The sequence below is a fragment of the Stenotrophomonas sp. GD03877 genome, assembly GCF_029840555.1.
GTDB classification, from domain to species: domain Bacteria; phylum Pseudomonadota; class Gammaproteobacteria; order Xanthomonadales; family Xanthomonadaceae; genus Stenotrophomonas; species Stenotrophomonas geniculata.
In genome coordinates this window covers 62,907-83,395 of the sequence record NZ_JAOCCT010000025.1, presented here as the reverse complement: position 1 = coordinate 83,395, position 20,489 = coordinate 62,907, and the positions used below count along the sequence as shown (strand labels likewise).

The 20,489-nt window shown below is 63.5% G+C and carries 26 protein-coding genes; 10 read left to right on the top strand and 16 right to left on the bottom strand.

Annotated elements, in window-relative coordinates; all coding sequences use genetic code 11:
• The first annotated feature begins 78 nt into the window (after positions 1-78).
• Positions 79-507 (top strand): helix-turn-helix domain-containing protein, encoded by a 429-nt coding sequence (locus N5D20_RS17450; RefSeq protein ID WP_198717379.1) that lies wholly within the window; start codon positions 79-81, stop codon positions 505-507.
• A 34-nt stretch (positions 508-541) separates the two neighbouring features.
• Here N5D20_RS17450 and N5D20_RS17445 read toward each other — a convergent pair whose 3' ends face one another.
• Positions 542-1,222, bottom strand: a complete 681-nt coding sequence (locus N5D20_RS17445) for a glutathione S-transferase family protein (protein ID WP_033938338.1) — start codon at positions 1,220-1,222, stop codon at positions 542-544.
• A 15-nt stretch (positions 1,223-1,237) separates the two neighbouring features.
• On the bottom strand, positions 1,238-1,657 hold the full coding sequence (locus N5D20_RS17440) for a DoxX family protein (protein ID WP_033938340.1): 420 nt from the start codon (positions 1,655-1,657) through the stop codon (positions 1,238-1,240).
• A 102-nt stretch (positions 1,658-1,759) separates the two neighbouring features.
• Between N5D20_RS17440 and N5D20_RS17435 the strand changes: the two genes are divergently transcribed.
• Positions 1,760-2,617 carry a LysR family transcriptional regulator gene (locus tag N5D20_RS17435; protein ID WP_279914453.1) on the top strand — a complete coding sequence of 286 codons (858 nt, stop codon included), beginning with the start codon at positions 1,760-1,762 and terminating at the stop codon, positions 2,615-2,617.
• A 50-nt stretch (positions 2,618-2,667) separates the two neighbouring features.
• On the opposite strand, the gene N5D20_RS17430 is transcribed toward N5D20_RS17435, so the two are convergent.
• A complete protein-coding gene (locus tag N5D20_RS17430) occupies positions 2,668-3,420 on the bottom strand; it encodes an Asp/Glu racemase (protein WP_033938348.1) in 753 nt (250 codons plus the stop codon).
• 262 nt (positions 3,421-3,682) lie between these two features.
• Between N5D20_RS17430 and N5D20_RS17425 the strand changes: the two genes are divergently transcribed.
• Positions 3,683-4,318, top strand: coding sequence for a YbhB/YbcL family Raf kinase inhibitor-like protein (locus N5D20_RS17425; protein WP_033938349.1), 636 nt, complete (start codon positions 3,683-3,685; stop codon positions 4,316-4,318).
• A 3-nt stretch (positions 4,319-4,321) separates the two neighbouring features.
• Positions 4,322-5,212, top strand: a complete 891-nt coding sequence (locus N5D20_RS17420; protein ID WP_033938350.1) for an AraC family transcriptional regulator — start codon at positions 4,322-4,324, stop codon at positions 5,210-5,212.
• A 52-nt stretch (positions 5,213-5,264) separates the two neighbouring features.
• On the opposite strand, the gene N5D20_RS17415 is transcribed toward N5D20_RS17420, so the two are convergent.
• From N5D20_RS17415 to N5D20_RS17405, 3 genes are all read right to left on the bottom strand, one after another.
• The gene (locus tag N5D20_RS17415; protein WP_033938351.1) at positions 5,265-5,528 is read right to left on the bottom strand and encodes an EexN family lipoprotein; all 264 of its coding nucleotides are present in this window, start codon (positions 5,526-5,528) and stop codon (positions 5,265-5,267) included.
• Positions 5,525-6,469 carry a LysR family transcriptional regulator gene (locus N5D20_RS17410; protein WP_033938352.1) on the bottom strand — a complete coding sequence of 315 codons (945 nt, stop codon included), beginning with the start codon at positions 6,467-6,469 and terminating at the stop codon, positions 5,525-5,527. The genes N5D20_RS17415 and N5D20_RS17410 overlap by 4 nt, the downstream gene beginning before the upstream one ends.
• Positions 6,470-6,530: 61 nt before the next feature.
• On the bottom strand, positions 6,531-7,289 hold the full coding sequence (locus N5D20_RS17405; protein ID WP_037039090.1) for an SDR family oxidoreductase: 759 nt from the start codon (positions 7,287-7,289) through the stop codon (positions 6,531-6,533).
• A 151-nt stretch (positions 7,290-7,440) separates the two neighbouring features.
• On the opposite strand from N5D20_RS17405, the gene N5D20_RS17400 reads away from it, so the two are divergent.
• Entirely contained in the window at positions 7,441-8,334 is an 894-nt protein-coding gene (locus N5D20_RS17400; protein WP_279914454.1) for a LysR family transcriptional regulator, read from the top strand.
• Positions 8,335-8,351: 17 nt separating this feature from the next.
• On the opposite strand, the gene N5D20_RS17395 is transcribed toward N5D20_RS17400, so the two are convergent.
• The 5 genes from N5D20_RS17395 to parA all read right to left on the bottom strand — a co-directional run bounded on the left by N5D20_RS17395 (position 8,352) and on the right by parA (position 12,852).
• Positions 8,352-10,349 carry a relaxase/mobilization nuclease and DUF3363 domain-containing protein gene (locus N5D20_RS17395; protein ID WP_033938354.1) on the bottom strand — a complete coding sequence of 666 codons (1,998 nt, stop codon included), beginning with the start codon at positions 10,347-10,349 and terminating at the stop codon, positions 8,352-8,354.
• A gap of 460 nt (positions 10,350-10,809) precedes the next feature.
• Positions 10,810-11,397 carry a S26 family signal peptidase gene (locus N5D20_RS17390; protein WP_033938355.1) on the bottom strand — a complete coding sequence of 196 codons (588 nt, stop codon included), beginning with the start codon at positions 11,395-11,397 and terminating at the stop codon, positions 10,810-10,812.
• Positions 11,394-11,951 carry a DUF2840 domain-containing protein gene (locus N5D20_RS17385; protein ID WP_033938356.1) on the bottom strand — a complete coding sequence of 186 codons (558 nt, stop codon included), beginning with the start codon at positions 11,949-11,951 and terminating at the stop codon, positions 11,394-11,396. The genes N5D20_RS17390 and N5D20_RS17385 overlap by 4 nt, the downstream gene beginning before the upstream one ends.
• Positions 11,948-12,217 carry a chromosome partitioning protein ParB gene (locus N5D20_RS17380; protein ID WP_106469695.1) on the bottom strand — a complete coding sequence of 90 codons (270 nt, stop codon included), beginning with the start codon at positions 12,215-12,217 and terminating at the stop codon, positions 11,948-11,950. Before N5D20_RS17380 ends, N5D20_RS17385 begins: the two co-directional genes overlap by 4 nt.
• The gene (parA, locus tag N5D20_RS17375; RefSeq protein ID WP_106468511.1) at positions 12,214-12,852 is read right to left on the bottom strand and encodes a ParA family partition ATPase; all 639 of its coding nucleotides are present in this window, start codon (positions 12,850-12,852) and stop codon (positions 12,214-12,216) included. The genes N5D20_RS17380 and parA overlap by 4 nt, the downstream gene beginning before the upstream one ends.
• Here parA and N5D20_RS17370 point away from each other — a divergent pair.
• The gene (locus N5D20_RS17370) at positions 12,851-12,991 is read left to right on the top strand and encodes a hypothetical protein (protein ID WP_158704774.1); all 141 of its coding nucleotides are present in this window, start codon (positions 12,851-12,853) and stop codon (positions 12,989-12,991) included. The two genes, parA and N5D20_RS17370, sit on opposite strands and share 2 nt — an antisense overlap.
• Before the next feature lie 162 nt (positions 12,992-13,153).
• On the opposite strand, the gene N5D20_RS17365 is transcribed toward N5D20_RS17370, so the two are convergent.
• From N5D20_RS17365 to N5D20_RS17350, 4 genes are all read right to left on the bottom strand, one after another.
• Positions 13,154-14,011, bottom strand: a complete 858-nt coding sequence (locus N5D20_RS17365; protein WP_106468512.1) for a replication initiator protein A — start codon at positions 14,009-14,011, stop codon at positions 13,154-13,156.
• A gap of 26 nt (positions 14,012-14,037) precedes the next feature.
• Positions 14,038-14,322, bottom strand: coding sequence for a helix-turn-helix domain-containing protein (locus N5D20_RS17360; RefSeq protein WP_106468513.1), 285 nt, complete (start codon positions 14,320-14,322; stop codon positions 14,038-14,040).
• A gap of 112 nt (positions 14,323-14,434) precedes the next feature.
• Positions 14,435-15,205: a DUF2285 domain-containing protein gene (locus tag N5D20_RS17355; RefSeq protein WP_106468514.1), complete on the bottom strand. Its 771-nt coding sequence runs from the start codon at positions 15,203-15,205 to the stop codon at positions 14,435-14,437.
• Between the two features lie 346 nt (positions 15,206-15,551).
• Positions 15,552-15,899 carry a DUF2958 domain-containing protein gene (locus N5D20_RS17350; protein WP_199792477.1) on the bottom strand — a complete coding sequence of 116 codons (348 nt, stop codon included), beginning with the start codon at positions 15,897-15,899 and terminating at the stop codon, positions 15,552-15,554.
• Between the two features lie 268 nt (positions 15,900-16,167).
• Here N5D20_RS17350 and N5D20_RS17345 point away from each other — a divergent pair, with 268 nt between their 5' ends.
• A complete protein-coding gene (locus N5D20_RS17345; protein WP_006452450.1) occupies positions 16,168-16,458 on the top strand; it encodes a helix-turn-helix transcriptional regulator in 291 nt (96 codons plus the stop codon).
• 47 nt (positions 16,459-16,505) lie between these two features.
• Here the strand turns inward: N5D20_RS17345 and N5D20_RS17340 are convergent, their stop codons facing one another.
• A complete protein-coding gene (locus N5D20_RS17340) occupies positions 16,506-16,820 on the bottom strand; it encodes a DUF736 domain-containing protein (RefSeq protein WP_106468516.1) in 315 nt (104 codons plus the stop codon).
• A gap of 943 nt (positions 16,821-17,763) precedes the next feature.
• Here N5D20_RS17340 and N5D20_RS17335 point away from each other — a divergent pair.
• From N5D20_RS17335 to N5D20_RS17325, 3 genes are all read left to right on the top strand, one after another.
• Positions 17,764-19,230 carry a diguanylate cyclase gene (locus tag N5D20_RS17335; RefSeq protein ID WP_106468518.1) on the top strand — a complete coding sequence of 489 codons (1,467 nt, stop codon included), beginning with the start codon at positions 17,764-17,766 and terminating at the stop codon, positions 19,228-19,230.
• A 344-nt stretch (positions 19,231-19,574) separates the two neighbouring features.
• Positions 19,575-20,093, top strand: coding sequence for an N-acetyltransferase (locus tag N5D20_RS17330; protein ID WP_106468519.1), 519 nt, complete (start codon positions 19,575-19,577; stop codon positions 20,091-20,093).
• 79 nt (positions 20,094-20,172) lie between these two features.
• Positions 20,173-20,460: a putative quinol monooxygenase gene (locus N5D20_RS17325; RefSeq protein ID WP_106468520.1), complete on the top strand. Its 288-nt coding sequence runs from the start codon at positions 20,173-20,175 to the stop codon at positions 20,458-20,460.
• Positions 20,461-20,489: the final 29 nt, after the last annotated feature.

Sequence of the window (20,489 nt, the reverse complement as noted above, 5' to 3'; positions counted from 1 at the left end):
ATCACGTGGTTTTATAATGCAACCATTAGCCTTATCCCTGTCAGCCAGCCAGGAGATTTCATGCCAACCCGCAAACCCATGAACGACGCACCTTGTCCTGTTGCGCGCTCCGTCGATCTGATAGGGGATCGCTGGTCGTTGCTCATCGTGCGCGATGCCTTCGACGGCATGCGCCGCTTCGGCGACTTCCAGCGCAGCCTGGGCGTCGCTCGCAACATCCTCTCCGACCGCCTGCGCAAGCTGGTCGATGCCGGCGTCCTTGAAACGCAGGCGGCCTCGGATGGCACCGCCTACCAGGAGTACGTGCTGACAGCCAAAGGGGAAAACCTGTTCCCCATCGTGGTGGCGTTGCGGCAATGGGGCGAACAACATCTGTTCGAGCGTGGCGAGCGGCATTCGGTGCTGATCGACACGCGCACCGGCAAGCCGATTCCGCGCATGGCACCCACGGCGAGGGATGGCTCCGTGCTGGAACCGGCCACGACCGAAGTACGGAAGGTCACATAGGGCAATCGGTTGTTGTCCGTTCTTCATTGCCCCTTCAATCCTTCGCCATCCTGCGCGACAAGGCCGATTCCCGCCTGCGCAGGAAGTCCCGCAGCAGCGCCGGGTAGTCTGGATGCGCGGCCTCGCGCACCGACGCGCGGCCGGCCAGCGCAGCACGCCAAGCCGTGGTCTTGGGCAAGCCGTCGAAGAAGCGGAAATCCCCCAAGCCATCGAACACGTCGAAGTAGCGAAACACCGGCCCGAACACCGCATCCACCAGACTGAACGGTTCCCCCGCGAACCAGGCGCCGTTGCCGGTGCGAATGGCCAGCGCAGCCTCGACCTGCGCCAGCCGCGCACGGAGCTGATCGGCTTGCGCGTCCAGCGCCGCATCGTCCTTGGCGTTGTAGAACGCAGCGATGGTGTTGAGCAGCGATGAACCGAACTCCATCCAGGCGCGATGGCGGGCACGGCTCAGCGCATCCTCGGGATGCAGGCGCGGCATCAGGGTGTCGTCCAGGTACTCGCAGATCACGGCCGACTCGAAGATCGGCGCATCACCGACCAGCAGCACCGGCGTCTTGCCCAGCGGCGAGCAGGCCAGGAACCAGTCTGGCTTGTGTGCCAGATCGACATCGCGGCGCTCGAAGGGCACGCCCTTTTCCTTGAGCACGATCACCGCGCGCTGCACATACGGGCACAGCACATGGCTGACCAGGGTGAGTGGGTGGCTCATCGCGCGATCTCCCGCTCAAGCTGCCGGCACGAAGCGATGGCTGCGCCGCAGCGCATGTGCGCCGTCGCCCAGCAACCACAGCGCCACCGAGGCCGCGACCAGGAACACCGGGTACTCCCAGCCGCCGCCGGCATTGGTATGCGCCCAGCCATTGGGCACATGCACCCAGGCCGCCACGGCCATGACCGGCACCAGTGCCAGCGCGATCTGGCGCGCATAGAAGCCCAGCAACAACGCGATGCCGCCCAGCAGCTCCACGGCGAACACCGGATAGGCCAGCCAGCCTGGAATGCCGACGCTGCCGAAATACTGCGCCGTACCCGGCAGGGTGAAGACGAACCATTTGAGCAACGCGTGCGCCACCCATATGACGCCCAGGCTGATGCGCAGCAAGGCAATGCCATAGGCCGAAGAAGAAGACGGCGTGATTGCCATGAAACCTCCAATTTACGAATGAATGGTCTCAATCGTATGATTGCGTTAGCGCAATAAAAATAGGCAGAAATGAAAGCACCAATTGCAAAAACGCAATACAAATTGGGCGCAGGCGACCTGGAGATCGTCCTGGCCCTGGTGCGTGCCGGCAACCTGGCCGGTGCGGGCGAACGGCTGGGCGTCGATGCCTCGACCGTCTTCCGCTCGATCCGTCGCATCGAGCGTGGTTTGGGGCAAAGGCTGTTCGAGCGGTCACGCGCGGGCTACTTGCCGTCGGAGCAGGCGCAGGTGCTGGCCGAACATGCCGAGCAGGTGGAGTCGCGGCTGGAACAGGCGCGCTCCGCCGTGCAGCTCACGCCCGAGCAAGTGTCGGGCACGGTGCGCATCACCACCACCGACACCATCCTGCACGGGCTGATCGCGCCAGCGCTGCGCACACTCGCTACCCGCCATCCCTTGCTGGACTATGAGCTACATACCGGCAATGAGTTGACCAGCCTGACGCGGCGCGAGGCCGACATTGCGGTGCGCGCCACCAAGAAACCGCCGCAGCACCTGGTCGGCAAGCACATCGGCCCGATCCGGGTGGCGCTGTACGCCAGCAGGGGCAGCGGCATCCGGCGCCACCAGGACGTGGAAGCCGGCAAGGCCGCTTGGATTGCCCCTGACGATGCGCTACCCGAGCACCCCTCGGTGCTGTGGCGCAAGCGCCACCATCCCAAGGCAGTGCCGCGCTATCGCGTCAACAGCATCCTGACCGTGATGGAACTGGTGGCGGCCGGCATGGGCGTGGGCGTGCTGCCGGTGTTCCTGGCGCAGCCGCGCAAGGACTTGATCGCGCTGACCGACATCCTCGACGAATGCCAGACCGAACTGTGGCTGCTTACGCACCCCGAGTCTCGGCATCTGCGGCGGGTGTCTACGGTGTTCCGGCATCTGGGGGAGCACTTGAACCTTTGACTGCCAGGGTGCTTGCCAGCGGGTCGATTTCATCTGCACGGCTAAAGCGATCAAAACCGCCCGGAAAGCAGATACCCCGCATCAGGTACATGCGCTGCCAAACCCAGGGTTTTGAGTATCTGATAGACGGTCGCCACCGCAGCCGAAAGAACCGGCTTGGCCAGCGCGTCCTCAACACGCTGGATAGCCGCCAGTGAAGGCATTTGCACGCAGGCGGACAGGACGACGGCATCCGCCTCGCTGATGTCGAGGCGCTTGACGTGTTCAAGCAGGCTCATCGGGTCGATTCGGCCGACAGCAAGGTTGTCCGACACTTCCAGGCTGAGGGAGTCCGTCACGCGGATGGCTTCACTCTCGATGTAAGCGGCAACCTGTTGCGTCAGTGGCTTCATGTAGGGCGTCAGGATCGCCACCTTGGTGAAGTTCATGGCCTTGATGCTGTCGCACAGTGCCCCGGCAGAACTGATGATCGGCGTAGGGGCCTGGTTCTCCTCGGTGGCCTTGCCAAGGCGCTTTTCGGATTGGCGGTGGTAACCAGGACCTTGGCACATGATGGCAACCAGGCAAGCGTAAGCCAGCACATCGCAACGCGCATCGCTCAACTCCTGTGCGCAGCGAACGCTTTGCTGATCCATCGCCTTCAGCTCGCCGGGCGTGACGTGCATCATGCGCATGCGCGCGGCATGGAACGTGAAATGTTCTTCTGGAAAAAAACGCCGCCTCGCGTTCAGCATGGCGGGGATTTCGGTTTCCATCGTCGTGTTGGAACTCGGCACGATCTGGCCGACGCGGTAGGTTTTCATGGTGTCTTCCAAAGTTCGAAGCAGCGAGACCATGTGGTATCGGCACATGATCTGAAAGGAATCAGCACGTCATATGTGCCGCATCTGGAACTTATCGCCGACGACCAGGAAAACAAACCTAAAACGATCAACTTGACTGGATTTGGAAAATAATTGATTGGATATGGTATTTTCAAAAATCCATGCGGCCCTAGAATTCCGTCCTGTGCGCAGCCTTGCGCAACATCGGCTTTTCCCATCAACGCACAGGACGAAACCTCACATGCGACTCATCAGTCACAACTTCCAGGACGGCCAGGCCATTCCTGGCGAATTCGCGTTCGCGGTCCCCGACGCCACCGCACACATTGCACTGTCATCGAACAGGAATCCGCACTTGGCATGGAGTGACATCCCCGAAGGTACGCAGTCCTTCGTGATCATCTGCCACGACCCTGACGTTCCCAGCAAAGGTGACGACGTGAACCAGGAAGGCCGCGAAGTGCCTGCCGAACTGCCACGCATCGACTTCTTCCATTGGCTGCTGCTCGACATTCCCGCTAGCATCAAGCAGATCGAGGCTGGCTCGCATTCGAACGGTGTGACGCCACGCGGCAAGCCAGGTCCGAATGCTGCCGACGGCTTGCGTCATGGCACCAACGACTACACCGTCTGGTTTGCCGGCGACGCGCAGATGAAGGGTGAATACTATGGCTACGATGGCCCATGCCCGCCGTGGAACGACACGCTGGTTCATCGCTACATCTTTACGGTCTATGCGCTGGCCACGCCTGCGCTTGCCGTGGACGCGCCGCTGACAGGCGTTAGCGTGCGCGCGGCCTTGGCCACCGCGCCGGTGCTGGGGCAAGCCAGCCTGACCGGCCTGTATCGCCTCAACCTATCCGTGCCCCTTGATTGACCTGTGAGCACACGCAAGCCAGTCACGGTATCGTCACGGCAGCCTGCTTCCGTCCAGACGGAAACAGGCTGCCGCACGCACTGGTCGTTGCCATCTGGCGCACCAGTGCTGCGGCGTGGCCTGTGCAGTCTTGCGCAACCTGTCCTGAAGCAGATCCAGCACACGCCACGATTTCTGTTCCATGAAGCCACCGTGCTCTTTGTCGTCGCGGGGCGGCTCGATCTCAATGATGCTGTCAGCCCGCTATCGGTTAACACACAAGCATCGCTGCTGCTCGTCGAGCCGGGCACATGCGCCGACCTGCTGAAAACCCCGGGAGGCCCCGAGAAGCGCTTCCGCTCCATCTTCCTGACGGTCTCGGCAAGCTTGCTGGACGCATTTCACCGCGATCGCACCCCGCAGCCACCGAACAAAGATAACCGGACGTCATACCAGCAGGTAGCACTGGACGAAGATCTGGAGTCGACGTTCCGACGAGTGCTTGAAAGCGTGGAAGCTAAGCCTGTGAGCGACGAACGGCTCCAATACCGTTTGATGGATTTCGTCCTGGCCCTCGCTGAACGAGGCCATGCCTTCAAGGACGCCAAGCAGAGCGGCACGGCCGGGCGCTTGCGCACATTGATTGGCGAAGCACCGGATCAGCACTGGACAGCGCACGAGGCGGGACGTGTATTGGCGATGAGCGAAGCCACACTGCGACGCCGCCTGGCAGGCGAAAGCGTGCGCTTCGAGGACTTGCTGGTCGACATCCGCATGCACCGTGCCATGATGCTGCTCCAAACGACATCCTGGAGCATTCCCCGTATTGCGCAGGCCTGCGGATACCAGTCCCGCGCGCGTTTCGCCGACCGATTCCGCGCACGCTTTGGCCACCTGCCTTCTGCCGTTCGTTGACAGAAGATCGGCCCTGTCGGCATACGCCACCAACGGTGGATGGAAACTGCGGTCAGAACTTTGGCGGCTGCTCCGGTGGCGTATAGGGCACCTTGCCATCGCCGTAAAACCGCTTGCGCGTAGCCTCGGCCACGCGGTTGCATAACACGTCGCCAAGCCCGGCGCGATCGGTCTTGCACTGCTGGCGCAGCTCCTTCAACCGTGCCGGATTGGCGGCCAGTTCCTCCACGGTTGGCACGTCGGCTTGCTTGGGCGTCTCCGATTGACCGCAAGCGGTCAATGCCACGGCTAGCAAGAGCGTAATGGACTTCTTCATGGCTCAGGTTCCTCAGGGGTGTCGGCATCAAGGCCCGATGTCGGCCTGTTGTCTTCGGGTGATTCGATGGCCTGCACGCGCTCGATCAAGCGGGCCAGCGTTTCCGAAGGCTCGCCATCCAGGCGCAGCAGATAGGTCGTGAGCAGCGGCGAGCGTCCCGCCAGCGGCCGTGCCACCACGCCTTGCTCCCGGCTGGCGGTGATATGCGCGGCGCCAGTCAAGCCCAGGGCGAAGCCTGCGGAGACCAGCGCCATCATCAGGTCGCAGGACGCCACCCGCTCGGCCACCAAGGGTTCCATGTCCACGCGGCGCAGCACACGATCCACCTGCCGGGCATGCCCCTCGCACGCCTGCGGATCGCACAGCACCAGCGGGTAGCGCAGCAGTTCTTCCAAAGGAATGCGTTTGTGGGCCAGCAGGGGATGCCGCGCTGGCACAGCCACCATCAGCGGATCGCTCCAGACGGGCAAGGCGACGACGCCATCGCCGGCTTCATCGGCGCGGGCAAAGCCCACGTCGTACAGGTCATCGTGCAGACCCTTGATCTGCTGCGCCAGCGGCACCTCGAAGAAGCGGATTTCGACTTCCGGTTCCTCCTGCCGGCACAGCGCCAGCAAAGCCGGCAGGCGCGACGGCGTGATGCCGTCGGACAGCGCGATGCGCAACTGGCCGTGAAAGCCGTTGGCTGCCGCCTTCACGCTGTCCCGTGCCTGCTGCAAGGCGGAGAAGATGCGTGGCACATGATCCAGGAACAGCTTGCCCGCACGGGTCAATCGGGTGCTGCGCGTGGTGCGGGCGAACAGCACCACGCCCAGTTCTTCTTCCAGCTCCTTGATGGCGCGCGACAGCGGCGATTGCTCGATATGCAGCCGCTCCGCCGCACGGGCGAAGTGGAGTTCTTCGGCTACGGCCAGGAAACAACGCAGATGGCGCAATTCCATCACGCCACCTCTTTATGCTGGGAAGCGAAAGGGTTTCGAGACAGCCGTACCATAAGGCGTCCTAATGAGCGAAAAAGTGCATTCCTCCATCGACGGGAATCACAGCGCCGGTGATGTAACGAGCCAAAGGTGAAGCAAGAAACGCCACTAAATGGCCTATATCTTCCGGTTCACCGAAATACCCAATGGGAATATTGCGAGTAATGAAGTCCCGTCTGCTTTCCTCGGTTGGATGGAGCCTGCTCAACACTTGGGCGCTGTTGATCCGTCCAGGAGCAATCGTATTGACCGTGACTCCCTGCGCGGCCACGTCGCAGGAAAGTCCTTTGGCCCAAAGATGCAGGGCGGCTTTGGCAGCCGTGGCAGCATTCAGCGAGCGAGGCTCCATCGAGCCGCTGATACTGATGATGCGACCCCACTGACGTACACGCATCGTTGGAAGGATGGCTTGGGTCAACCGCCGCGCAGCGGTGAAGTTGAGCGCAAACGCTTCTTCCCAGTCCTCATCAGATGCTGACAATTCCGTTGGGCGTGAACCGCCAGCGCAGTTGACCAGGATGTCGATGTGACCAAGGGCTGTCGCCGCTTCGGCGGCAATGCGCGCGACATCGGCTGCGTCTGTCACATCACCGCTGACGACAATGGGAACTTGCTCACTGGAGGCTTCGATTTGTGAAGCAACCCGTTCCAACTGATCGTCCCTGCGCGCGGTGACGGCTATGCGGGTGCCTTCATCGGCGAGCAGGCGTGCAACACCCGCACCTATGCCACTGCTTGCGCCGGTGATAAGCGCCGTTCGTCCTCTTAAGTTCAATTCCACCGTGTCCTCCTATGAAATGGCAGGAGTCCGGCCTACGGGATGTGGCTGTGTGCCTTGCAACCTGCGCGCCAAACTGTTCCATGTATTTTATTGAGAACCATTGCTTGATAAACTACCTTTAAGTTTCATAACTTAAAACTGTGGGTTCACAATGGATCTGTTGGACAGCATGAAGGTGTACGTCCTTACGGTGGAGAAAGGCAGTCTGAGCGGGGCTGCCGCTACGTTGGGCGTCTCCGCAACAATGGCAGGCAAGCATCTGCGGTCACTGGAAGCGCGCCTGGGAATGCAGTTGCTTAACCGAACGACGCGGCGGCAGCATCTAACCTCGTTCGGTGAGGACTACTACACGAGATGCAAAGAGATTCTGCGCTTGGTAGCGGAGACAGATGCGCAGGCCCAGCACCAGAAATTAGCACCTGCTGGCAAGCTGCGCATCACGGCGCCCGTTATCTTCGGGACACACGCATTGATGCCTGCCTTGGCGATCTATATGGCGCGTTATCCAGAAATCGCACTCGATGTAGTCCTTTCTGATCGCGTGGTGGATTTAGCCGAAGAGGGGTTCGACGCCGCCATTCGCATTGGAGAGTTACCGGAGAATGCGCCTCTGGTCGCAAGGCCGCTTACTCCATACAGCCTGACGATGTGCGCTTCCCCGGGGTACTTGGCGCATCAGGGCATACCGGAAACAGTGGAAGACCTGCAGCATCACGAATGCCTATCGTTCAGCCCGACAGCCTTGTCCTATTGGCTTGGCACTGGTGAGGACGTGCGTCGTCGATCAGTGTCGGGAAGATTGCAGATAAACAACGGCCAGGCACTCCGCATTGCTGCACTCAATGGCATGGGCATCGTCTTGCAATCCACCCTTCTGTTGGAAGAGGACATTCAAGCTGGCCGTTTGATTCAATTGTTTCCCGAGCAAGGTCTGCCGAGCCGACCGATGAGCGTTGTTTACCTTCCTGACCGCTACCATTCGACCAAGCTACGTAGTTTTGTGGCGTTTCTCATGGAGCACTTCCCGCCAATGGCCCGCGTGTAGTGCCTGCACCTAACAACTCAGCTTATTGAGAGATTGCGCTGCCGCCCGATTTCCCATGACACTCCACCGCCGCGCACCGTCGCTGCAAGCTGCTGCCCCAGCCGCTGTTCAATCACCGGACGCCACGGCACAAGCGAGAAGCCCATGCCGTCGTCCAGCATCGCGTACCGCCCGCTGGCAAGCATGACCGAGCGCCGGTAGATGCCGGCTACGCGCTGTCCGTCCGCCACTGGGCGATGTGACAGTCCGGTTTCGGCGGCAATGTCCTTTCCAACTTGCGCCAGCTCCCGGTTGCGCAGCGTCGCCAGCAGGTTGCGGGCGAGGATCACGCGCTGGCCGCGCCGCTGGGCCAAGCCCTGTTCTTCAAGGAAATCGGCGCGCTGCTGCATCGCCTGCTTGGTCTCGCTGCCAAAGCCTAGGTCGCCCAGCCCCTTGCCGCCGCCGATCAACTGCTGATCCAGCCAGGTCGCGCCGATCACCCGCGCCTGTCGCTCGATCGGCAGGTGCGATTTCAGCTCCACGGCCACGCCACCGAGGCGCTGCGCGTCGTACTGGCGGCCACGCTCGGCCAGGTCGTCCGGCACCTTCCATAAGCCATCGGCCACGCGCTCCACGATGCCGGCCCGGCGCAGGGCTTCCAGCCGGCGGACGTGGGCCGCTACGACCTCCTGCGGGTCGCGGCCGGGCGTGGCTCGGCCCTGCTCGATCGCCAGGTGATGATCGGTGCGGTACAGACCATCGCTCGCCAGCGCCGCAATGTTTCTGTCGGCCGCCCGCACCTCGGCGGAACCGCGCACCTCCACCACCGCGCCGGTGGGATAGTTCGCCAGTTCGTCGCGGGCGTTCAAGGCAACGTAGTGAGCCTTGCCGTCAATGCCGTCGATGACCAGATAGCCGCGGTCGTGCAGCTCGTCGGCCAGCCCCTTGGCAGCGACGTGGCCGATAACGGTGCGGCCGTCGTCTCCCGGCTCGAACACCGCCAACTCGCGCGGCTGGCCGCTCATGGCCCGCTGCATCGTGCGGATGATGTCGCCACGCTCGCCCAGGGCGCGCAAGGTCTTCTCCGCGTCCTCATGGACGGCCCAGGTGCCAGGCTGCGTCTCGTCGGCCAGGCCCAGGCGCTGCAAGCGTTGCAGGCGGCCGATCAGCAGCAGGCGCTGGCGTTGCAGCCGGGGTTCGTTGAAGCGTTCGATCTGCACCCGGCCATCCTCGCCGGCCTCGCGCTGCAACGTGCGGTCGAGGCTCGTCCACCGCTCTTGCTCCACTTCGCGCTGCAAGGTTTGCTGGATCTCCAGTTCGGTGCGCGGCCCCAGCCATTCCGTCGCCAGCTCGGCGGCGCGATGCCGGAAGCCGTGGGCGATGTAGTCGCCCGCGATGATGAGGTCTTTGCCGGTGTCGTCGCGTCCGCGCACGATCAGGTGGGTGTGCGGGTTGTCGGTGTTCCAGTGATCGACCGCCACCCAATCCAGCCGCGTCCCCAGGTCGGCTTCCATGCGGCTAACCAGATGCCGCGTGTAGGTGCGCAGGTCGTCCAACTCCGCGCCGTCTTCGGGCGAGACGATGAAGCGGAAATGGTGCCGGTCGTCGGCGGCCCGCTCCTTGAAGGCATCGAGGTCGGCTTCGTCGGTCTGCGGCCCGTAGGCCCGCGCAGGTTCGCCATCGCGGCCGGCGCCGTCGCGCTCGATGTAGCGCAGATGCTTGGCGAGCGATTGCGGGCTGGCATTGCGCTGATTGACCAGCAGGGTCTTGATGGTCATGCGCCGCGACATGGACGTCAGCTTCGCGCCGGCGAAACGCGCCGCCGTATGGCCGCGCCCCAGGCGCGAGCCGGGCCGCTGGCCTGTGCGCTGGCCCTGGCCGCCGGACGCGGCGGAATGGCGCATCGAGGACTTGCCGCCGCTGGCCTTGCCAGCCTGCTTGAGCACATTGGAAACGAAGCTCTGGCCCTGGCCCTTTCCCCGGTTCTTCGGGGCGCTGGGACGCACGCGAAAATCGTCGTCGCGGCGGTCGGTCATGGCTGCGCTCCCCGCAAGCTACGGCGTGTCCTGTCGTGCGAAGCACGCGGACATGCCTGCATTGGCGCGGGCCTCGCGCCCCACGCGGCACGACGGCGAAGCCACTGCGTGCCGCGCCAACCCCATGTGCAGACAGGCTTTCGACGCGGCCCGGTGCCGCGTCCTTTTGTCTTGCCTTCCGCCTTTGCCCCTCGCTGTCGCTCCGGGCAGCGGCGGCCCGGCGGCGCTGTGCTGCTTGCAGCCAGCGCGCCGGCGAACCCGCCAATGGCCGCAGGCCGGGCGTGTTCAAGGCAAGACGCCTGCACGTTGGACGGCTGCGCCGGATGTTGCGCGAAGTGCGGCGCCGAATACGCAAAGTCATCGCTCGCACTGCACGCGCGACGACACGGCAGCAGCAGCCGGAACAACACGCCCGATCGCACGATGGGATGCGCGGCAACGTGCAGCGAATCGGCGACCATCATGGGCGTGTCTCCAACCAGAGCGGATGCGCGACGCCGATCACGGCGGATGCGCTGACCGGGCCGAAATACCGGCTATCGAACGATGCCGGATTCGTCACGCTCAACAGGAACAGCTCGCCCGGTTCAAGGCGGCGGCAAAGCTGCAAGGATGGCAACGGCCGGCTCAGCCGGTCGGCAGGCAGCACGGCGGCCGAAGGCACGCCGTCGATGCGTACCTGACCAGCGCCGATGCAAACGTGCTGCGGTGCGACTGCGCCCACACGTTTGAGCAGCGGAACGCGCGTCGGCAGGTAGCCGCGCTGCGCAGCCAGTGCGGCGGCCTCGGCTGGCAGCGGCACCAGCACGATGCTGTCCACGGACAGCAGACGTGGCAGCGAGGCGGTGCGTGGGTCGAACGGTTCGATGCGATACCAGCCGACCGCCACGCTGTCGGATGGGTTGTACGTCAGGCGCGGCAGCGGCGACACGAAAGCCGCCCAGGCCAGCGCAGCGAGGCCGCAGGCGGTCAGGCCCGCCAGCACGAGGCGAGCGCGCAGGCGCGAGCGAGGACGCGGCGAGGCGGATGAAGTGGAAACGGTCGTCATGGCAGCACCTTCCCGGCGAGCCAGGCGGTATGCCGCTCGGCGGTGTATTCGGGCAGCGGCAGGCGCGCCGCGAGCCGGTTGCCCAGCGTGCGCCAGTACGCGGGCGAGACGGCAGACGGGGCGATGCCCAGCGCCTCGATGGCGTCGATGCGTTCCAGCACGGCGCGCACCGAGTTCTCGCCTTCGGCGTGCAGCAGCAGGCGCGCGCCGGGCCGCACGCCGGGGATGCGCTGCAAGGCATCCAGCGGGGTGCCAGCCTGCATCACCATGAGCTGCCAGCGGATCGTGCCGTAGTCGTTGGCCTGCCAGCGCACACGGCAGAACATTGCACGCGGCAGGAACACCGCGCAGCGCCGCCAGCGATCGAGCTGGAGCGTGCGCGCCGGTTCGCCGAAGCGCAGGTAGAGCTTGAAGCGCGGTTCGATGTAGGCCAGCGATACGCGCGTCAGTGGCACGTTGCCGGCCTCGCCGGCGAGCGTCGAAAGCGAAGGCAGCGACGCAGTAGCCGGTGCAGCCGTCGCCGCGTGAGCGGCAGGCAGAACGGATGCGTTCATGGCAGGTTCTCCGGGCGCTTGTCGGGAAACTCCCGTTCCAGCAGGCCGCGCAGCATTTCGGCCACGGTCACGCCCTGGCCGAAGGCGGCGATCTTGATGCGCGCGCGTAGCGCGGGCGTCACGTCGAGCGTGAGGCGTGCGGTGTAGAGGTCGCCCTTGTTGAGCGCATCGGCGTCGCCCTGGCGAATCCACGCCTCGGCGTGCGGATTCGCGGGCGGACGCGCACCGATGCCGACGCGCTTGCTGCGTGATGGCTTTGCAGTCATGTCGGCCACCGCAGCAGTTCGTCCACCAGCGCGGCTATCTCGCGTGCGGCGGCGCTGTCCGGCGCCGTCTCGCGTGCGAGCCGACCGGCGGCCACGCTGTCGGCGAAGACGATGCGCTGGCGAACCTCGGCGCGCAGTGCCGGCAGCGGCTGTTCGGCCAGCGACTGCCGCGCCTCCCGACCGATCACCGTGGTGCTGACGCGGCGGTTGATGACGAAGGCCGCGCGCAGCGCAGGCCGGAACACCTGGGCCTCGCGGATCAGTGCCACCATCTCGGCGCTGGCCCACAGGTCGTAGGGGCTGGGCTGCACGGGGATCAGCACGCGCTCGGCCGCCAGCAGCGCGGAGCGCGCCAAGGCGGCGATCCTGGGTGGCCCGTCGATGATGACGTGATCGGCCCGCCTGGCGAGTTCTGGGGCTTCCTGGTGTAGCGTCTCGCGGGCGAGGCCCACGGCGCTGAACAATCGTGGCAAGCCCTGCTGGCTTCTGCGCTGCGTCCAGTCCAGTGAGGAACCTTGCGGGTCGGCGTCCAGCAGGACGACCGATTGCCCACGCATCGCCAGCTCGCCAGCGATGTGGGTTGCGAGCGTGGTCTTGCCGACGCCGCCTTTCTGGTTGAGCAAGGCGACGATCATGGCGCGGCCCTCCGAACTGGAAAGCCAGCGTGGTTTTGCCTTGCCGAACGGGGTTGGTTTTTGGTCTGCCTTTGCCTTCGGTACTGCGGCGCTTTTTGCCTTTCGGCAGTTGTCCACCGAAACGGCGCTTCTCTACTAAAAGTTAGAGAATTTAAGTTAGTAATGTTAGAGGGCGAGAAAACCCAGTGCTGGCGCGGGTTTGCGGCCGATTGGCACGCCTGATAGCACGATAGTGCCACGCCTGATAGCACGATACCCCGCACGCCTGATAGCACGACACCATTCACAGCTTGTCCCGAAGTTATCCCCGTGCCGTAGGCGGCACGGGCCGAAAGGTCAGCAGCTCCGTTCCGTCGTCCGGCATCCGCTCGATGCCCAGGACGTAGCCGGGCAGCGACTGCCGCGCCACCAGTGCGCGCAGGTCGCAGGCGAAGTCGTAGGGCTTGGCGGTGCTGCCGGATTTCTGGTGCAGGTAGCGGAAGTCGAACTGCCAGCCGTATTCCTGCTTGCCGCCGTGCTTGCGCACCAGGCGGTACAGCCAGCGCTCGATACCGCCGGTGAGCCGGAAATACGCCGGGTCGATGGTCAGCACCAGGGCCGCATTGAGCACGCCCGCATAGAACCAATCCGGCAGGATCAGCTCGATACCCAGCGGCGTGCCGCTGGCATCGGCCAGCTCCTTCCACTCGTTGATCCACGAGAAGCGGTGCAGGCGTCGCCCGGTCGTCTCGCGGATGGATGTGGCCACCGTGGTCGATTGCAGGCGATCCAGCGCGGCCTTGAGGCGCTGGTAGTCGCGCAGCGACTTGCCTCGCCCGATGAAGCGCAGGATCTCGTAGGGCGTGGCGCGCATCAGCCGCGACGGCCGCAGGCCCGCATCCTTCGCCTCCACGATCTGCGAGGCCGCCCAGATCAGGATGTCGGCATCCCAGATGGTGGCGATGCCGTGTTCCTGCGTGCCTTCCACGCGGATCGTCACGTTGCCGGCACGGAAGTCGATCGGCGCCGTGCGCCGCGACTTCGCCAGCGAGAAGAACGGATAGGCCATCAAGTCCTGGCTGTCGCGCGGCGCCATGTCGCCGGGCAAGGCGCGGAACAGGTCGAGCTGTTCGCGCTCCTGTGCCGGCCGCTGCCGGGACGGCAGCGCGGGACTGGACATGACGGCGGCCACCCGTGAACCAACGATCAGCGGCGATCACGGTAGTCACCCGCATGGCGCTCGGCATACTCGGGGTCGGACGTGGCATCGAAACTGCGCGCATCGGCCCAGGCGTCGAGGTCGGACACCGCGTACATGACGCGACGGCCGAACTTGCGGAACTTCGGCCCGCCGCCGATCACGCGCTGTTTCTCCAGCGTGCGCGGGCTGAGGCGCAGATATTCGGCGGCCTCGTCGTTGGTCAGGTAGCGTTGGGGCTGCGCGGGCGCAGCGACAGCAGCGGCGGCAGGCCGCAAGGGAGCAGGTCGCATGGGATGTACCTCCATCAAGCCCGGCCACACCACGCGGCCGGATAGAGGCACTTTCAAGAAAGCAAGGCTTCCTGCTAAGGGACGATTTGCAGGGGGCGCGAAACGCCCCCCCCTAATGCGGTGCAACTGGCGGAAGCTGCGCCAGGCGGCGATAACCGCCGCGCATCAGCGCCTCGCCACGACGCACCAGCCGCCGCACGCGGGCACGCAAGGCGCTGTCCTTGTGCCAGTCGGCCGCGACGGCATCCGCGCCGAACAGCCCTTCGGCCACCTCGCGCAAGGACGCGCCCGTCAGGGTCGCGTCGAGCGCCTGGAATGTGTGCAGTTCCAGCAGCGCGGTGGGCGTGGGCCGGGAACGGGCCGCCGCCGCAGGCGCGGCAGCCGTCGCCACGGCCAGGGCGTCCAGTTCGGCCGCGAGCGTGCGATAGCGCGCGCAAGGCGTGGCGCAGGCGCGGGTCGCGTACAGGTAGGCCATGCCGTCTTCCATCCCTGGCCCGAGGGCGAGTCGCAGGCAGCAGCCCGGCCAGTGCGACACCAGCACCAGGCGCTTGCCGTCGTGGATCAGGTGCTTGCGGCCTGGGACGCGCCAGAACTCGAAGGCATAGGCATCGGGTGGCGGATCGGCATCGGGGTAAAGCTGCACCACGGCATCGTGGTCGGGGAACCAGGCCGGATGCGCGTCACGCGCATCCAGGGCGGGATCTTCCAACAGGCGCAGGCCCCAAGCCTGCGCCGCGTCCGGCTGGCGGCGACGGCGCAGCCAGTCGCGCCGGTAGTCGGGATTCCTGCGCAGGTACTCCCACGCCAGCGCGGGGCCATCGAGATGCAGCGTGTAGAGATACGCTGCGGTCGGATACCAGTGTGCGGCGCTCGAATCAGCCATGACGCAGCCTCCTGTCGATCAGCAGGAACGTCGCTATGGATTGCGGCTTGCGGGAGCTACCGTTTCAACATCAAACTGCCATCAAGATCGGGGTAAGCTGTAACTTGTGGTGTCAAGACCGATTCGCTCCGGTGCATTGCCAAAATCGTCTGAACGCGACGGCTGCACCGCCGGAAAATGGTGCGCAGCACTGGACACCGTGCCGCAGCCCGCGCCAAAGATCGTGACTGTTTCCAACACAGTCGCACCGCTTCGGTGCAAGAGTGCGGAATCAGACCCGCACGGTCTCGACTAAGACCGAAATAGTCACAATGCGTCCCGGCTGGACGGACTGCGCAGGGTTCGATCAGTCCGTGATCGAGCCGTTCTCCTGCGCCAGCCGGACGTACTCCGACAGCGGGCGTGCCGCCTGGAAATACCGATCCCGCCGCACCGGCAGCTTGCGCGGCCCGACGATGGCAGCCAGGTCGGACAACTTCACCGTCCCCAAGGCGGGCATCCCGATCCCCAGGTCGATCAGGCCGTAGGCCGTATCGCCATCGGCGGGATCGAGCGAGGCCAGCAACCAGGTCGCGTGCGCGTCCGGGGTGAACAGCCGCACAGTCGGCACCGGATCGGTGTCCTGCCCGGTGGCGCGGGCCTGGCCGTTGGCCAGCAACCGCGCCCGTTCTTCATCGGTGACAAGCGGGATCACGGCCGTGTCCCTTCCACGAATGAACGAAGCCGCCGAAGCGTATCCCCGTTTCCGCACGGATGCACAGATGCGCAAGTCCACGCATCCGCAGAAGCGTAGAGGCACGAAGGCGCATGTACGGAAGTCAGGAAAGACACGGATCAGGCTCTCCGCTTTTGAAGAAATCCGCCGAGGCGGATTTCTGTAAAGGCACGAAAACAGGTGAGATTGGATGAATGAGTTAAAGATAACGTGGTTTTAATTGTGTTGCGAATCGACGCTTCTGTCTATGCAGAAGCGACCCGTCCAGCGCGGCCGACCAGTCGGTGCCACTACCTTCGACGCCGAATTGGCCCAGGCCTTCGGCGCGGCGGTGCGTGCGCTGCGTACGGAACGCGGCATCGCCCAGGAGACGCTGGCCAACCTGGCGGGCATCGAGCGCTCGCACATGGGCAAGATCGAGCGCGGCGAACATGCGCCGACCCTGGCGGTGATCTTCAAGATCGCCGGTGCGCTGGAATGCAGTACCGCGGTACTGATGGCCGAGGCGGAAAGCCGACTTCAAGCCGCCGAGGCATAGCCGCTGGAAGGAAACACCCCGCCGCAACGGGCGGGGCGCTGCGGCCGTCAGGCCGCCTTGGGCTTGCTGCGCGACCAGATCAGGTCGTGCGTGCCGTCCTCGTTCTCGATCAGGCGGGCATACACCGTCGCCGGGAACGAAGGATCGTCGATGCTCACGGACAGGTACTCGCGCCCGGCCTCACTGGTCTTCTTCCACGCCGCGCCGACCTCGTGGCCGGCCGCCTGGAGGTGGAAATCGGGGGCGTTCTCGCTGTCGCCCTTGTCGTTGGGAACCAGCTTGACCTTGACGTTGAGCGTCAGGGTGCGAAGCGTGCCGGTGAAGCCGTCTTTCTCTGCGGTGAAGGTGCCGATGTTTGCCATGATGTTTCTCCTTTCGGGTTGAACAAGGTCGCGCCAGTGCGTCCTTGTTGTGATCCGGCCGGCGGGGGATGGGCTGGCCGCACCGCGCAGCGGTCGCAACACCGTGGAGAACCTGGAAGCGAAAAGAATTTGCTGCGCGAGGAAGCCGCGCAGCGGCGGGGAAATTGTTTTCGCTGGAAGGTTGCGGCCATGAAGCCCAAGGCGCAGCCGTTCCCTCGCCAGGATTCACGACAAGCCAAGGACGCACGGGCCGCCCACTCCCGAATGGAGACGTGGCCGACTCGGCATCCCCGAGTGACGGCTTCACCGGCTTGCGCCCTGACGCGGGCAAGGCCAACAGCCCAACGGCAAGCAAGAACGCCCCTTGCCGCTGCTTGCGGCAACATGCTTGAGGCGTGGCGTGGATGCTCCATAGCGAGGCCGGGTGGCGTGTCGGTGAACCGTCCTTTGTGACGTACAGGCGCGAACCGCCAGCGTCGAGGACGGCACGCTTTCGCACAACCTGCCGCAGCAAGTCGCTGCGTAGGCCCGCGCAGGCCTGTTGCGGCGGGCGCGCTGCTCTCGCACTGCTCATGCGGCTTCGGCGAGTTGGTTCAGGCCCGGGCCACCAATTGGATCGAAAATGACTCTGGCACTTCAGGTCATTTGAAGGTGGGGCTTATGGCGCGCGCACGGCAAATAGGCTGAACATGCGCTGACAGCCCTGTGGTTCGGGGACTCAGAGTTTAATGGAACGGCCGGTTCTTGGAGGTTCCCATCAGTGGGAAACTTCCGAACGGTCTTTGCTTTGTGTAAATTTCGTTGAGGTTGGGCATCGCTTGAATGGGGATGGGCCAACAGCCCTGATGCCCTCTGGCCTTTGCATCGGCTTGAGGTCGTCAACTGAATCTGATTTTGTTTCTGGACAGGGTTACTGTTTGGCCCATCGAATAATGAGTTTGCAATGATAAGCAAGAAAATCAAACAGCGGCTTCATCGCTTCGTGTTGCATGCCGTCATCTTTTCAGCCTGCTGCGCGGTGATTGGTGTAGTGATTCTATCCATTATTGCAGGGCGTGCTGCCGCCATCGATCACGCCGAAGACAACGCAGAAAATTTGGCGATCTCGCTTGCCAGGCAGCTTGATGACACCTTCAAAATGGCCGATGCGACATTGGGCCCGATGGTCGATCTAATGGAAGGAGCTGCGCGAATCGATCCCGAGAAGCTTCATGCTCTGGTTCTCAGGCAGTTGGGGCGATCAGATCGGATTCAAGGTATTTTCGTGTACGACGAGCATGGAAATTGGGTGCTTTCACCGAAACAGGAGGGTGTCGCTCTCGCCAATAATTCCGATCGTGATTATTTTGTTTTTCATCAGAATCACGATGACGATCAATCTTACGTGGGTAAGCCCATCCTTTCACGCATGGACGGCGAGCGCATTCTGACCATCAGCCGACGCTTCAATAAACCGGACGACACGTTTGGCGGCGTCGTGCTCATCAGTTTCAAAACAAGCTATTTCGAAGCGCTTTACCAGCAATTCGACTTGGGCCCGCAGGGGTTGATCAACCTCGTGAATAGCGATGGCGTCGTCTTGCTTTCCTCCAGACTGAATAATGAAGTGGCGCAGAATGGCGATCAGTGCAAGTCAGATGCAACCCGGACGACCTGGCAGGCCAGCTCTGTGTCAGCGAAGGATAGACACAGGAACCTCATAATCGCTGCTTCCGCTCCTGTTCCCCCCTACGACTTATGCCTCGTAGTCGGTTTGGACGGGGACGAAGCGCTTTCGACCATGCCGCTATTGATCACCATGGGGGCCGTCGGTGGAGGGCTTATCGTCATGCTTCTGCTAGGGGCTGCCCTATGGCTGGATCGTAAATTGATCGAGACCCTCGGCAATGAAATCAAGCTGATCGAAGAGTCGAGAACGGACGCGCTGACGCTGGTTGCCAACCGGCGAGCCTTTGACAATCACCTCGCAGCGATGCTTCAGGCCGCCCCACTGGTGCCAACCATGGGGAGTATTCTGCTGATCGACGTCGATCACTTCAAAGGCTTCAACGATCGATACGGCCACCAGGAAGGTGACGAATGTCTACGCAGGGTTGCTCATGAATTGAGTTCGATTGTCCATCGGCCCGAAGACCTTGTAGCTCGCTATGGTGGTGAAGAGTTCGCGATCTTGCTGCCGGGATGCGGGCTTGCCGTGGCCTGCCGCATGGCGCAGGAAGCTGTGTCGCGCATCAAGGCACTGGGCATTGAACACGCAGGAAGCTCTCATGGTGTAGTGACGATCAGCATCGGTGTCGCGGCGACGGCCATTCCTGGGAGTTATTCATCTGCAGCCCTGATCCGGGATGCGGATCGTGCGCTGTATTGTGCCAAGCGCGAGGGGCGCAATTGCTTCCGCGAGCACAGTTAGCGGGTTCGCGCGTCCGCAGAACTCCTATACGGGCGCATTGGGGGCTGCAGTCTGCGGTTCCAGAATTACCGGCGACGAACCGCCAGCGTCGGGGACGGCACGCTTTCGCACAACCTGCCGCAGCAAGCCGGGGCGTAGCCGCCCACGCTCCACCTATTGCGTCGGGACGCTGGCTATCTCGCAAGCGGAGCGCGCAGCGCCGCAGGCGCGAAGGCGTGAGGGATTGAAGCCGAATGGCCGTGACGCCACCGGCGGCACGGGGCGCAGCCCGAAAGCCCGGTGGCGCATGGCGCCGACACGCCCAGGTCGTTCTATATTTTCAGTAAGAAACCCAAGATAAGCACATGACCATCCAGCTCCGACACGAAACCACGGACGATATTGCAGCCATCGAAGCCGTCACGATTGCCGCTTTTGCCGATGCACCGCACACCAGCCACACTGAGCAGTTCATCGTGTGCGCCTTGCGTGCAGCCAATGAACTGACGCTTTCCATCGTGGCCGAGGAACATTGGCAGGTCGTCGGCCACGTCGCACTGTCCCCCGTCATGATTACCGATGACCAAGGACGGAAGGCTGATGGTTGGTACGGGTTGGGGCCAATCTCCGTCCTACCGCAAAGGCAGGGGCAAGGCATCGGTTCGCGCCTGGTGGAACAGGCGCTGACCGAACTGCGAACCATGCGGGCCGCAGGCTGCGTACTGCTGGGCGATCCCGCGTACTACACGCGGTTTGGCTTTCAGGCCCATGCGGGGCTGCAACTGCCGGGCGTGCCGCCCGGCTATTTCATGGCGCTGCCCCTGCATGGGACAGTGCCGGAAGGCATCGCGCACTACAGCGATGCCTTCAACGCCGCCGCCTGAGCCAGCGCGAAGGCGGCGGCATGGCGTTTTAGACTATGGAACGAATGACCGCTATGCCAAATAGCCGGATGTATGACTAATGCTCAAAGTGATTGCCCAAGACTTCATCAAGCCAGAGTGCATCGAGAATGTCATTCCCCTGTATCGGGAGCTTGTCGAGAAAACCAAAGAAGAACCGTTGTGCGTGTCTTACGAGCTTTTCATCGACGAGAAAGACCCTGGACACTTTATCTTCATAGAGGAATGGCCTGATCGTGCTGCGTTGGATGCACACTGCAATACCGAGCATTTCAAGAGATTGGTGCCACTGATAGATAAGCATCAACGGTCGCCTGGAACCTATCTGCTCATGGGTGCCTTCGAGTAAGCCAAGCCTGACACGCCGAAGCGCCCCGG